Source organism: Allokutzneria multivorans (assembly GCF_039537405.1).
In the GTDB taxonomy this organism is placed as follows: Bacteria; Actinomycetota; Actinomycetes; order Mycobacteriales; family Pseudonocardiaceae; genus Allokutzneria; species Allokutzneria multivorans.
Genome location: NZ_BAABAL010000018.1, coordinates 298,418 through 311,202 on the forward strand (window position 1 = coordinate 298,418; position 12,785 = coordinate 311,202).

Genomic DNA, 12,785 nt, shown 5'->3' on the forward strand with positions numbered 1-12,785 from the left:
CCGCCCTCCCCTTACTCAGCCGCCCCTCTCACTCCCTCACACGCACTCCGCCGCCCCGCACTCCGCCTCCTCTTCTCAACCCCCTCAGCGCCGACTGATGAACCCAATGTGGCATCGGTTACGTCTGACGAAACAAATGCCACATTGGGTACGTCAACGGCCCGGGCCCACCCGGGCTTTGTGGTGGTTGGAGACCTCCGCGACGGGGGTTGGGCGTACTTGAAGACCCCCAAACCCCACTGTTGATCATCGTTAACCCCCGCTAACCCCAGCAGGCCAAGGGTTTACGGCGGTTAACGACCTCCTGGCCGGGGGTAAGGCGTACTTGAAGACGGGCAAACCCCCCTGCCACCCACCACGGCCTCGGAAACGCAAGCCCCACTAACCGCAAGCCCCACCAACCGAGGCGTTACCTGGGGGGGGCACGTGTGCGGGGCCCCGGGGTCGAGCCGACCCCACGCTGGTACCGGTGCAAGGCGGAAGCCAACCCACCACGGGAGAAAACGCCACCAACCCCGTAGGAGTACTCATCCGCGACGCGACCGCGGCTGCGAGTGTTCCTGCCGTCCGAAGCACCGATCACCGCGGTGCAGATCCTCCGGAACTGGGTAGGAACCTCGCGTGAAGCGTGAACCCCTCGTCCTGCTGGGCGTCGTCCTCGTCGCGGTCGCCGTGTCGGCGATCAACCCGCACTCCTGGGGCACCTGGGCCCTTGAGGTGCTGCCGATCGGGATCGCGCTGGTCCCGCTGGCGTTGAGCTACAAGCGCTTCCGGCTCACGCCGCTGACCTACCGGCTGATCGCGGTGCACGCGCTGATCCTGACGCTGGGCGCGCACTACACCTACGCCGAGGTTCCGCTCGGGGCCTGGATGCAGGACTGGTTCGGGTTCGAGCGCAACCACTACGACCGGATCGGCCACTTCGCGCAGGGGTTCGTCCCGGCCGTGGTGGTCCGCGAGCTGCTGCTGCGGCGCACTCCCCTGGTGCCGGGCCGCTGGCTGGTGACGTTGATCATCTTCGTCTGCCTGGGCGTCAGCGGTGGGTTCGAGGTGTTCGAGGGCTTCGTGGGGATGCTGGGCGGGGACAACGCCGCCGACTACCTGGGCACGCAGGGCGATCAGTGGGACACCCAGTGGGACATGACGATGGCGCTGCTCGGAGCCTGCTCGGCGCTGCTTCTGTTCTCCCGGGTGCAGGACCGCGAGATCAAACTGGTAGAGGTAGCCCATGAAGGTGAACAGGGTGGTCGCTGATCTGCCGACCACGAGCATGGCCGCGGCCGTGAGGTTCTACACCGCCGTCGTCGGGATGCGCGTGGTGATGAACCACGGGTGGATCGTCACCCTCGCGGACCCGCAGCACCCGGAGGTGCAGCTCAGCCTGATGACGCACGACGCGACAGCGCCCGTGGTGCCGGTGGCCTCGATCCAGGTCGAGGACGTGGACGCCAGCTACCAGGCGGCGCTGGACTCCGACGCGGAGATCATCTACGAGCTGACCGACGAGCCGTGGGGCGTGCGCCGGTTCTTCGTGGAGGACCCGGACGGCAACGTGGTGAACATCCTGTCCCACATCAGGTGAAGTACGGGGAGGTGGGGTCGGCGAGGCCCCGCTCGATCCGCAGCCGGATCGAGGGGTGGATGTCCAGGGACCGCAGGTCCTCCGGCGCCACCCACCTCACCTCCTTCGACTCGCTGCTGCCGCGCGGGTGCCCGCCGGTGGGCACCGCGCGGAAGCACATCGAGAACTCCTGGCGGACCTCGCCGTCGGGGAAGGCGACCACGTGCGCTGGGTTGGAGAAGATGCCGACCAGGCTGACCACCTCCACGACGACGCCGGTCTCCTCCTCGACCTCGCGGACCACCGCCTGCGCCACGGTCTCCCCGCACTCCTGCGCTCCGCCGGGGATCGCGTAGCGGTCGTTGTCGGTGCGCCTGATCAGCAGCAACCGGCCCTCGGCGTCCAGCACGACGGCGCTCACGGCGGGCTTGAGGCTGGTGGCCCTCGGCGCGGCGGGGTCGTTGAAGTGGTCGATGCGTCGCACGCCTATAACCTCACCCGCTCGGCTCCCGCCCACACGGTCTCGAAGCTCGTCGCGTACGTCTCGAACATGTGGCTGGAGGACAGTTTGCGCAGGTGCATCGCTGGCGCGTGGCCTCCGGGGACACCGAACACGTGGGTGTTGACGACCATCTCGTCGTCGAAGCGGAACACGGAGTTGTAGAGCGTGCGCTTGTGCAGCCGGATCTCGATGCCCGCCACGTCGGCCAGCGGCCGGACGAACGCGAGCGCGTTGCGGATGCGCGCGGCGACGGTGCCCCTGCCGAGCTGTTCCTCCTCGCTGCGCTTGGCCGCCTCGCGGGCGCCGGGGTCGCCGAAGAGCAGCCGGACCCGGGTGCCCTGTGCGGCCTTGGCGCGCAGCTGCTTGGCGAAGTCCGGGCGCTCGACCAGGAACAACGCGGCCAGGGAGAGTGCTTCGACGCGGTCGGTCGCGGTGTCGAGCAGCCGGTCCCAGAGGTCGGTCGGCACGTCGCTGCGCCTCGGGTAGAGCTTCACCAGTTCGGACTCGGCCAGCTCCGGGGTGACCGAGTCCGGCCACAGGTAGTCCTCGGCCTCGCTGACCAGGGTGGCGATCGCGCGCCGGTGCCGGGGGTAGGGAACTCGTCCCTGGGTGATCCACCGCTCCACGGTCTTGCGGTCCACCCCGGTGACCCCTGCCGCGCGTTCGAGGTCGAAACCGTTGCGCTGCAACGCTTCCTTGAGTCGTTGGTTGGCCACACACGCTCCTTCGCGCCTCCTGGGACGCGCGCAACCTAGCAAGGACGTCTTCAGATGTCCCGCCATGCGGTGCGCGCGTCCCGGTATTCCGCCGAAAGCCTCCCTGGTCGAGAACGATCAAGGAGGCTTCCGGGGTGCGACGCAGGGACGGCTGGGCGGTGGCGATGCGGTCACGGACGTTGCTGGAGGCGCGGGAGACCTTGCTCAGGTTGCGCCCGGCCCCGCACGCCCGCCCCTCGGAGTGGCACACCTACCACCAGCAGACGGTGGAGGTGTACGCCCAGGTCGCGGAGGTCGACACCGACCACCGGCACGAGGCGCTGTACTGGGTCAGCCACGTCAGGCAGAAGCTAGCTGACGTGGAGCAGCGGCTTCCCCGGCAACGGCGGTGATCCACTTCTCGATCTCCAGCGCCGTGCCCGAGGCGTGGCGCTCCATCATCGAGAAGTGATCGCCCGCCACGTCGACCACGTCGTGCGGGTGCTCCCACTCAGGACGCCAGTCCTCGCCGGTGTCCTGCGGCAGGCGCTGCCCCATCGGCTCGGTCGCCCGGACCAGCAGGGTGCGTGCCCGGATAGCCGACGGCTCCCACGTGCCGAAGAGCGTGAGGTACCAGCCCATCGCGGTCAGGCGGGCCTCGTCCATCGTCACGAACACGCCTTCGCGCTGCGACATCGCGTCCATCAGCGGCAGCCCGAAGTGCTTGAGCACGTTGCTCTGCGGCGTGTAGGTGTCGACGAGCACGACGCCCGCGACCTCCTCGCCCATGCGCTCCAGGTGTGCCGCCGCCGCGTGGGCGAACCAGCCGCCCGCCGAGGCCCCCAGCAGCACCACGGGCCCTCCGTCCGCGTCGCGCCGCACGGCTTCGGCCTGCGCCTCGATCACGGCGGCCATGCTGCTCGGCACGCGCTCCCCGTCCTCGAAGCCCGGCAGTGCGAGCGCGGCGACGTCACGGACTCCGCGGAAGTTCGTGGCGAAGCGCGCGCACTGGTGGATTCCGGCGGTGGCGATGCAGGAGGAGAAGCAGTAGAGCTTCGGCGCCTGCGGTCCGCGCGCCAGCAGCACGGGCATGGGCAGCTCGCCCAGGTCGGCCGCTCCCTCGAAGCGCGGTCGCAGTGCTCCGGTCGCGCGGAGGAAGTCGAACGCTTCGGTGAACCGACCCGCGCCCAGGCTCTCGTTGTACAACGCGGTGATCGTGTTCCCAGAAGCGACGGGTGCCGCAACGACTTCCACGGGCGTTGAGGTCCCCAGCTCTCCCAGGAGGTGCTGGGCGAGTGACACGGGGTTGGCGTGGTCGAACACCAGGGTCGCGGGCAGCCGTAGCCCGGTCGCCGTGGCCACCCGGTTGCGCAGCTCGACGGCGCTGAGCGAGTCGAACCCGGAGTCCACGAAGGAGTGTTCCGCGCTGACCGCGCTCGCGTGCCCGAGGACCGTGGCGACGTGCTCGCGGACGAGGTCGGTCACCGTGGTCAGCTGCTGTTCTTCGCTCAACGAAGCCAACTTCTGCCTCAGGTCGCCCGTGTTGACCGCAGCCCTGGCAGCCGCACGTCGAGTCGGCGCCTTCACCATGCCGCGCAGCAGCGCCGGTGCTCCGACGGCGTCACGGAGCGCGAACTTGTTGATGCGCATCGGGACGAGCAGCGCGTCGTCCATGCCGAGCGCGGCGTCGAAGAGCTCCATCCCCTCCTCGAAGGTCAGGGGCACGATGCCGGAGCGCGTCTCGTCGCTGACGTTGTCCCACAGCCCCCAGGCGAGGGACGTCACCCGGTGCCCTTGCTCGCGCAGCTGCTGAGCGAAGGCGTCCAGGAAGGTGTTCGCGGCGGCGTAGTTGCCCTGCCCGGCACCGCCGAGCACTCCGGCTGCGGAGGAGAACAGCACGAAAGCGTCGAGATCGAGGTGCTTGGTCAGCTCGTGCAGGTTGGTCACCGCGTCGACCTTCGGCCGGAGCACGGTGTCCAGGCGTTCCGGCGTCAGCGAGCCGATCGTGCCGTCGTCGAGCACTCCGGCGGTGTGCACGACCGCGCACAGTGGACGGTCGCTCGGGATGGCCGCGATCACCTTGGCCAGCGCCTCGAAGTCCGTGGTGTCGCAGGCGCTGACCGTGACCGAGGCGCCGAGCTCGATCAGCTCGTTGCGCAGCTCACGGGCTCCTTCCGCCTTCGCACCGCTGCGGCTGGTCAGCACCAGGTTCCGCACGCCGTGGTTGGCGACCAGGTGCCGCGCGAGTGCTCCGCCCAGCGAGCCCGTGCCGCCGGTCACCAGCACCGTGCCGCCGACGGGCAGCGTTCCCGGGCGCTGCTCCTTCGCGGCGATGAGCTTTGGCGTGTGCGATTTTCCCTCCCGCACAACGATCTGCGGCTCTGCGCCCAGCAGCAGTGCGGGCAGGGCGGCGACGTCGTCGGTGTCGATGAGCCGCACGCGCTCCGGCTCCTCCGACTGCGCGGTTCGCACCAAACCCCACAGCGCCGACGCCCCCACGTCGGTGATTCCGCTACCCACGGCGCCCTTCGTGACGAACACGAGCCGCGAGTCAGCGAACCGCTGGTCCCCCAACCACTTCTGCAACAGCCCCAGCGCGTGACGCGTGACCTCGTGCGCAGTCCCGCCACTCACGGGTGCCACGACCACGTCCGGCACGGGCATGTCCACCAAGTCCACATAGGACTCGACGCGAATGCCAGCCGTTTGCAGCGCGTCGGTGATCCCGAGCGCGTCGTCACCGACCACGGCAACGCGCTGTGGCAGCTCAGCGGTTGCCCGCGCCACCTGCCAGTCCACAGTGAACAGTGAGTCGTGACGCTTGACGGGCGTCTCGACCGCACGGGTTTGACGTAGCACCAACGCTTCCACGTCAGCGACCGGGTTGCCGACGCCGTCAGCGATCGTCAGCGCGACCGCGTCGGAGCCCGCGCTGGAGAGCTTCACGCGCAGTTCCTCCGCGCCGGATGCGTGCAGCGACACACCGGTCCACGCGAAGGGCAGCCAGCTGTGCTCGCCGGGCTCCAAGAGCTTCGTGCTCAGCGCGATCGGGTGCAGCGCGGCGTCGAGCAGCGCCGGGTGCAGGCCGTAGGACTCCGCGTCGGCCCGCTGGCGCGGCGGCAGCGCGACCTCGGCATACACGTCGTCACCGCTCGCCCAAGCCGCGCGAACACCTTGGAACGCGGGACCGTAGGCGAAGCCGTTCTCCGCGAAGCGCTGGTAGAGCTGGCCGATTTCGATCTCCTCAGCTCCAGCAGGCGGCCACGCGGACAACGCGGCGCCGGGCTCGGCCAGGTCGGCGGAGAGCGTGCCGGTGGCGTGGCAGAGGAAGCCCTCGTCCTGTCGCGAGTAGATGTTCAGCTCACGCGCGCCCGTGGCGTCCGGCCCGCCGACGCTGATCCTGAGCTGCACACCGTCCTTTGTGGACAGCGTGAGCGGCGCCTGGAGCGTGAGGTCTTCGACCTTGGAGCAGCCGACCTCGTCGCCGACACGGATCGCCAGTTCCAGGAAACCCGTTCCCGGGAACAGAACCGTCTCGCCGAGCGCGTGATCGGCCAGCCACGGCTGCGTCTTCGTGGACAGCAGGCCGGAGAACAGCACGCCCGCCCCGTCCGGCAGCTCCATGATCGCGCCGAGCAACGGGTGCTCCGCGCCGCGCAGCCCGGCTCCGGCCACGTCTCCGACCGACTCGACGGACTCCAGCCAGAACTTCTGCCTCTGGAAGGCATACGTCGGCAGGTCGACCACGTGCGCGCCGTCGAACGCCGTCGACCAGTCGACCGTCGCGCCGACGACGTGCGCTTCGGCAGCCGCGCGCAGGAACTGCTCAAGCCCGCCCTCATCGCGCTTCAGCGTCCCGACGACCACCGCGTCCACCCCGGCGTCGTCCACAGTGGACTGCACCGCCATCGCCAGGACGGTGTGCGGGCTGACCTCGATGAAGGTGCGGTGCCCGCGCTCCAAGGCGGTCCGCGTGGCCGCGTCCATGAGCACGGTTTCGCGGAGGTTCCTGACCCAGTACTCAGCGTCCAGCGTCGACGTGTCGAGCACCTCGCCGGTCACCGTCGAGATGAACGGCGTGTTGGTGGCCATCGGCCGCACCGATGCCAGGTCCGCCAGTACACCGGCCTTCAGCGGGTCCATGTGCGCCGAGTGACCCGCGCAGTCGACAGCGACCTTCCGCGCGCGCACGCTCCGCTCCTCGGCGAGCACCCTGATCTGCTCCAAGGCCTCCAGGTCCCCAGAGATGATCACCGCCTGCGGGCCGTTCACCACCGCGACCGAGACCGCACTCCCCCACGGGGCGATCAGGTCGTCGACGGCGTCGCGCGGCATCGTGAGCGAGAGCATCCCGCCCTGACCGGTCACGGTCCGGATCGCTCTGCTGCGCAACGCACAAATCTTTGCCGCGTCAGCAAGCGAAAGCGCTCCGCAGACCACGGCCGCCGCGACCTCGCCCTGGGAGTGCCCGATCACCGCGGCCGGGGTGACGCCGAAGGAACGCCACACCTCCGCCAGCGAGACCATGATCGACCACAGCACAGGCTGGAGCACGTCCATCCGCTCCATCGGCGGCGTCCCGGGCACCCCGCGCAGCACGTCGAGCACCGAGAAGTCCACGAACTCCGCGAGCGCCGCCGCGCACTCCGCCATGCGCTCCGCGAACACCGGCGAGCTGTCCAGCAACTCAACGGCCATGCCCACCCACTGCGAGCCCTGGCCCGGGAAGACGAACACCGGGCGGCGCGCGTCGCCCCGGACCTGGCCGAAGACCGCCAGCTCGCGCAGCTGCGCCACGAGGTCCGCGCGATCCGCTCCGACCACCACCCCCCGGTGCTCGAACGCCGACCGCGTCGCGGACAACGAGTAGGCAATGTCCACAAGGGACTCTTCAGAGGACTCCACGAAGTCCGCGATCCGCTCCGCCTGCGCGCACAGTGCTTCTGGTGTCCGCCCAGACACCACCAGTGGCACCGCACCGTTGGCGTTCCGCCGCTCCACGGGCGTGCTTTCCGGCGCTTCTTCGAGGATGACGTGCGCGTTGGTGCCGGAGAAGCCGAACGAGGAGACACCGGCCCGGCGCGGGTGCTCCGCGCGCGTCCACTCCCGGGCCTCGGTCAGGATCGAGACCTCACCGGCGGTCCAGTCGACGTTCTCCGACGGGTTCTCGGCGTGCAACGTCTTCGGCATCAGCTTGTGCCGCAACGCCATCACCATCTTGATCACACCACCGACGCCGGCGGCGGCCTGAGTGTGACCGATGTTGGACTTGAGCGAGCCCAAGTAGAGCGGCTCGCCCGACTCGCGCCGGCCGTAGGTCGCCAGCAGCGCCTGAGCTTCGATCGGATCACCCAGCGCGGTCCCGGTCCCGTGCCCCTCCACGAGATCGACCTCCGCCGCGGAGATCCCCGCGTCCGCGAGCGCGGCCTCGATCACGCGGCGCTGCGACGGCCCGTTGGGCGCGGTCAGACCGCTGGAGGCGCCGTCCTGGTTGAGCGCGGAGCCCTTCACCACCGCCAGCACCGGGTGCCCGTTGCGGCGCGCGTCCGAGAGCCGTTCGACCGCGATCATGCCGACGCCCTCGCCCCACCCGGTGCCGTCGGCCTCGTCGGAGTACGCCTTGCAGCGGCCGTCCCGGGCGAGCCCCCGCTGCCGGGACAGGTCGACGAAGGCCACCGGCGTCGACATCACCATCGAGCCGCCGACCAGCGCCAGGTCGCACTCGCCGTTGCGGATCGCCTTCACCGCCATGTGCAGCGCGACCAGCGAGGACGAGCACGCCGTGTCCACGCTGACGGCCGGGCCCTCCAGCCCGAGCACGTAGGAGATCCGCCCCGACGCGACGCTGCCGGAACCGCCCGCCCCCAGCGAGCCCTCCAAGTCCTTTGTGGACAGACCAGGACGTGCCGTGTAGTCCTGGTACATCACGCCCGCGAACACGCCGGTGCGACTGCCCTTGAGCGTTGTCGGGTCGATGCCCGCGCGCTCCAGCGCTTCCCAGGCCGTTTCCAGCAGCAACCGCTGCTGCGGGTCCATCGCGATCGCCTCACGCGGGGCGATGCCGAAGAACGCGGCGTCGAAGTGGTCGACCCCGGTCACGAAGCCGCCCTCGCGGGCGTAGGTCGTCCCGGGCGTGTCCGGATCCGGGTCGTAGAGCGCGTCCAGGTCCCACCCCCGGTCGGCCGGGAAGCCCTCGATCGCGTCCGTCCCGGAGGCGACCAGTTCCCAAAGCTGCTCCGGGGTGCTCACCCCGCCCGGGTAGCGGCAGGCCATGCCGACGATCGCCACCGGTTCCTCCAGCGCGCCCAGTCGCTGGCGAACCCGGTGCAGGTCGGCTGTCACCCGCTTGAGGTAGTCCCTCAACTTCTGCTCAGTGCTGTTGCCTCGGTCCATGTGCGCGTCTCCTCATGAGAGCGGGGTCCGGCACTGCGCGCGTGCCGGGCCACGTCCAGTTCTCTCACCAGCGCGAACCACAGGTGAACTTTTAACAATGCACCCGCATGGCAACGCTGGGAGCTGAACTAAACCCCGGCCGGGGCGGCTAGGGGGAACCCCTAACGGCCCCTACTTGTCAACCGGGAGGATGACGGGGTGGCTGACCGAGAGATCACCATCGACGGCGACCGCGTCCTGCGCCCGGCCGCCTGGTGGACGCCGACCGTGCACGCGCTGCTGGAGCACCTGCACGCCGTCGGTTTCGACCGGGTGCCGCGCCCGCTCGGCATCGAGGCAGGATGCGAAATCGTGACGATGCTGCCCGGCGACGCTGGCCGGGACGCGTGGGCGAAAGCCACTCCGGAACGCGGGTTGCGCGCCTTCGCGATGTTCCTGCGCGACTACCACGAGGCCGTGCGCGGATTCGTGGCTCCGCCTGGCGCGGAGTGGGCGCTGCGCACCGGCGGCGCGGGGCCGGGCGAGGTGATCTGTCACGGCGACTTCGGGCCGTGGAACGTGGTGTGGGAGCGCTCGACGCCGGTCGGCCTGATCGACTTCGACATGGCCGGTCCCGGTGATCCGCTCAACGACGTCGCCCATGCACTGGAGTACAGCGCTCCGTTTCGCGACGACGCGACGGCGATGCGCTTGCAGGACTTCACCGAGCCGCCGGATCGGGCTCGCCGCATCGAGATCTTCGCCGACGCCTACGGCCTCACCAGCACGGAAGGCTTGGTGGACAAGGTGATCGAGCGACAGGAGGCCGCGGCGGTCAAGGTGGTGACGCTGGCCGAACGAGGTCTTGAGCCGCAGCGCGCGTGGGTCGAGGGCGGCGTTCTCGACGAGCTGGCGCAGCGGGTGCGGTGGTCGCGGGAGAACCTCTGCCTCTTCGGGCAGTGAGTATTCACTTGCCCCGCAACAGGGCGCCGTGCCAGGCTGGCCGCGTGATCTGATGACGCGACCAGCCCGGCACGCCCGCTCAGTCGGCCAGTTCGGCCAGCAGCGAGGCGCGCTGCCGCTCCCCGAGCCCGCCCACGCGGCGGTTCTCCGGGATGCCCGCGGCTTCCAACGCCCGAGCGGCGCGGACGGCACCGATCCCCGGCAGCGCCTTCACCAGCGCCAGCACCTTGGTCTTGCGGACGACGTCGTCGGAGTCCGCCTTGGCGAGCACCTGAGGCAGCGTGAGCGAACCCTCCTTGAGCTCCTTGGTGAGGGCGCTGCGCGCCGCGCGGGCCTGCTGCGCCTTGGCCAGGGCCTGGGCCTGCTGCTCGGGGGTCATCGTCGGAAGAGGCACTGCTGACGTCCTTCCTGCCAGGAAACCCGCGTCCCACCGGACGCGGATGACCGCAGCATCATCACCGCGACCAGCCGCACCAGCACTCCGGAAGCCCGGAAACGGCCCTCCTGTCACCTAAAGGCGTGCCTTTCGGCGTGGCGCGCTCGACCAAACCCTTGGAGACACCTTGCGAAAGCTCACCTACTTCGTCGCGACCACCCTGGACGGCTTCATCAGCGGTCCCGACCACGAGATGGACTTCTTCCCGATGCAGGGCGAGCACATCACCGCCCTCACCGAGGAGTACCCCGAAACCGTTCCCACCCACGTCCGCCCGCTGCTCGGCGTTCCCGTCGACGCGCCGAACCACCGCTTCGACACCGTCGTCATGGGGCGCGGCACCTACGAACCCGCGCTGGCGCACGGCATCACCAGCCCGTACTCGCACCTGCGCCAGATCGTGTTCTCCCGCAGCCTCTCCCCCACCCCCGGCGTGGAGATCCTCGCCTCGGACCCCGTCGCCGCCGTCCGCGAGCTCAAGGCCGAGCCCGGTTCGGGCATCTGGCTGTGCGGCGGCGGTCAGCTCGCGGGCCACCTGCGCTCGGAGATCGACGAACTCGTGCTCAAGGTGAACCCCGTCGTGTGCGGTTCCGGCACTCCGGTGTTCACAGGCGACTTCCGCCCGGAATCCTTTGCACTGCAAGCCGTTCGCCACTTCCACACCGGAGTCGTCTGGCTCCACTACACCCGTTAGTCAGCGTTGGCCCGGGATGACGGGTTCCGGGTAGGCCGGGTCGTGGGGTGGCTCGACGATCGAGGTGGGTTCGGGGGCGCGTGCGGGGGTGGTGTTCGTCGGAGCGCGGTGCTCGGGCAGGCCGAGGAAGACCCCGGCGAGCACCACCGCCACGGCCAGCCCCGTGCTCGCTGCGGCGAGGGTTCGCTTGCGGCGCTTGCGAATCCGGCTGCCGTAGGCCACGACGTCCTCGGCGTTCACGGCCAGCGGCGGCGCGCTGCGCGCGTTGAGCACCGCGAAGGTCGCTCGCACGTCCTCTTCACGCACCACGTCACACCTCCACTGGCATGTCGGCGAAGTCGGGTCCCAGGATGCGCCGGAGCGCCGCGAGACCACGGCTGCCTTGGCTCTTCACGTTGCCCGTCGAGCACTTCAGGGCCGCGGCGGTCTCTTCGACGCTGAGGTCGTTCCAGTAGCGCAGCACGAGCACCGCGCGTTGACGTGCCGGAACGGCCGCGAGCGCCTGCCACAGGATGAGCTTGTCCTCGCTCAGCGCCGAGTCCTGTGGCAGCTCAGGCGGCGCGTCAGTGACCCGTTCCCTGCGCCAGCGGACCCGCCGCCGCTCGGCGAGGAAGGTCCGGACCACGATCCGGCGCAGGTACGGCTCCAGGCCCTCGCGACGCGCCAACCGGGGCCCCGCGAGGTACAGCTTGAGGAACGCCGCCTGCATCAGGTCCTCCGCCTCGTGCCAGTCACCGCACAGCAGGTAGGCGGTGAAGCGCATGCCGGAGGCGCACCTGTCGAAACAGGCGCTGAACTCGGCGTCCCAGATGGGGTCAGTCACGCGTGGTGGTCTTCCGCGTCGCGAGTCACTTGGGCGCGGGCGCCGGGCACCGCGCGGGAGCTGGAACCGGCGCGGGCTGGTTCGGGGCGGGAGGAGCGGTCGCCTGGCCGGGCGCTGGCGGGAGGACCACGCCGGGCGGGACCGGCGCCGGGTTGCCCGGAATGACGTGGCCGGGCACCGGATTGCCAGGGGCGGGCACGGACGGTCCCGGCACCAGTGCGGGATCCGTGGGCGCGGGCTGGCCGGAGGCGGGGTCGACCGGCGAGAGCTGGCCGGGTGCCGGGTGCGCTGGCACGCCGGGGGCGGGGTGCGCTGGCGCGATCCGGCCAGGCGCGGGGAATGGCGATACGGGCTGGCCAGGCTCGGGGTGGGCTGGGCCGGGCTGGCCGGGGACCGGCGGAGCCACGGTGGGCTGACCGGGCATCGGATGCACCGGACTGGGCCGCTCAAGAGCCGGGAGTGCGGGGGCGGGGTACACGCACTCACCGGCACCGGCACCGGCGCCCGGGGCCGGGCCGGGAACGGGGGTGAGGGCGGGCGGCGGAGCGGGGGCGGGCTGGGCGAGTGCGGGGGCGGCGGCGCCGACTCCGCCGAGCACGAGCGCTCCGGCGGCGAAGATCAGGCGTGTGCGCATGGGCGAACTCCTCGGATCGGTGAGCTTCACCCACTACATGCCGCGAGGGGCCCGGAAGGTTGCACGCGGCGAGCTTGACCTCAACGTTGGTTGAGTTTCTAGCGT

General features: G+C 70.3%; 11 protein-coding genes and 1 pseudogene. 5 read left to right on the forward strand and 7 right to left on the reverse strand.

Going from position 1 to position 12,785, the window contains the following annotated elements; all coding sequences use genetic code 11:
• Positions 1–621 precede the first annotated feature (621 nt).
• Positions 622–1,254 (forward strand): DUF2238 domain-containing protein, encoded by a 633-nt coding sequence (locus ABD798_RS25460; protein WP_344879575.1) that lies wholly within the window; start codon positions 622–624, stop codon positions 1,252–1,254.
• Positions 1,244–1,582 (forward strand): VOC family protein, encoded by a 339-nt coding sequence (locus tag ABD798_RS25465; protein WP_344879578.1) that lies wholly within the window; start codon positions 1,244–1,246, stop codon positions 1,580–1,582. Before ABD798_RS25460 ends, ABD798_RS25465 begins: the two co-directional genes overlap by 11 nt.
• Here the strand turns inward: ABD798_RS25465 and ABD798_RS25470 are convergent.
• Both ABD798_RS25470 and ABD798_RS25475 read right to left on the reverse strand, forming a co-directional pair.
• On the reverse strand, positions 1,575–2,045 hold the full coding sequence (locus ABD798_RS25470) for an NUDIX domain-containing protein (protein WP_344879581.1): 471 nt from the start codon (positions 2,043–2,045) through the stop codon (positions 1,575–1,577). The two genes, ABD798_RS25465 and ABD798_RS25470, sit on opposite strands and share 8 nt — an antisense overlap.
• 2 nt (positions 2,046–2,047) lie before the next feature.
• Positions 2,048–2,779 carry a DUF5919 domain-containing protein gene (locus ABD798_RS25475; protein WP_344879584.1) on the reverse strand — a complete coding sequence of 244 codons (732 nt, stop codon included), beginning with the start codon at positions 2,777–2,779 and terminating at the stop codon, positions 2,048–2,050.
• A gap of 134 nt (positions 2,780–2,913) precedes the next feature.
• Here ABD798_RS25475 and ABD798_RS25480 point away from each other — a divergent pair, with 134 nt between their 5' ends.
• Entirely contained in the window at positions 2,914–3,171 is a 258-nt protein-coding gene (locus ABD798_RS25480; RefSeq protein WP_344879587.1) for an AMED_5909 family protein, read from the forward strand.
• On the opposite strand, the pseudogene ABD798_RS25485 reads toward ABD798_RS25480, so the two are convergent.
• Positions 3,119–9,130 (reverse strand): annotated as a pseudogene (locus ABD798_RS25485) (type I polyketide synthase); the annotation flags it as partial. The gene ABD798_RS25480 and the pseudogene ABD798_RS25485 sit on opposite strands and share 53 nt — an antisense overlap.
• 219 nt (positions 9,131–9,349) lie before the next feature.
• On the opposite strand from ABD798_RS25485, the gene ABD798_RS25490 reads away from it, so the two are divergent.
• Complete coding sequence (locus ABD798_RS25490; RefSeq protein WP_344879593.1) at positions 9,350–10,093, forward strand: aminoglycoside phosphotransferase family protein; 744 nt, start codon at positions 9,350–9,352, stop codon at positions 10,091–10,093.
• Positions 10,094–10,172: 79 nt separating this feature from the next.
• Here the strand turns inward: ABD798_RS25490 and mihF are convergent, their stop codons facing one another.
• A complete protein-coding gene (gene mihF, locus ABD798_RS25495) occupies positions 10,173–10,487 on the reverse strand; it encodes an integration host factor, actinobacterial type (protein ID WP_086824577.1) in 315 nt (104 codons plus the stop codon).
• 169 nt (positions 10,488–10,656) lie between these two features.
• Between mihF and ABD798_RS25500 the strand changes: the two genes are divergently transcribed.
• The gene (locus ABD798_RS25500) at positions 10,657–11,223 is read left to right on the forward strand and encodes a dihydrofolate reductase family protein (protein ID WP_344879598.1); all 567 of its coding nucleotides are present in this window, start codon (positions 10,657–10,659) and stop codon (positions 11,221–11,223) included.
• Here the strand turns inward: ABD798_RS25500 and ABD798_RS25505 are convergent, their stop codons facing one another.
• The 3 genes from ABD798_RS25505 to ABD798_RS25515 form a co-directional block, all read right to left on the reverse strand.
• Positions 11,224–11,529, reverse strand: a complete 306-nt coding sequence (locus tag ABD798_RS25505) for a hypothetical protein (RefSeq protein ID WP_344879601.1) — start codon at positions 11,527–11,529, stop codon at positions 11,224–11,226.
• 4 nt (positions 11,530–11,533) lie between these two features.
• Positions 11,534–11,986 carry a SigE family RNA polymerase sigma factor gene (locus tag ABD798_RS25510; protein WP_425549275.1) on the reverse strand — a complete coding sequence of 151 codons (453 nt, stop codon included), beginning with the start codon at positions 11,984–11,986 and terminating at the stop codon, positions 11,534–11,536.
• Between the two features lie 85 nt (positions 11,987–12,071).
• Positions 12,072–12,680, reverse strand: coding sequence for a hypothetical protein (locus ABD798_RS25515; protein ID WP_344879607.1), 609 nt, complete (start codon positions 12,678–12,680; stop codon positions 12,072–12,074).
• Between the last annotated feature and the right edge of the window lie 105 nt (positions 12,681–12,785).

Excerpts from the sequence above, each read along its gene's own strand:
- ABD798_RS25510 (WP_425549275.1), bottom strand. The coding sequence starts at position 11,986 with ATGCGCTTCACCGCCTACCTGCTGTGCGGTGACTGGCACGAGGCGGAG.
- ABD798_RS25515 (WP_344879607.1), bottom strand. The coding sequence starts at position 12,680 with ATGCGCACACGCCTGATCTTCGCCGCCGGAGCGCTCGTGCTCGGCGGA.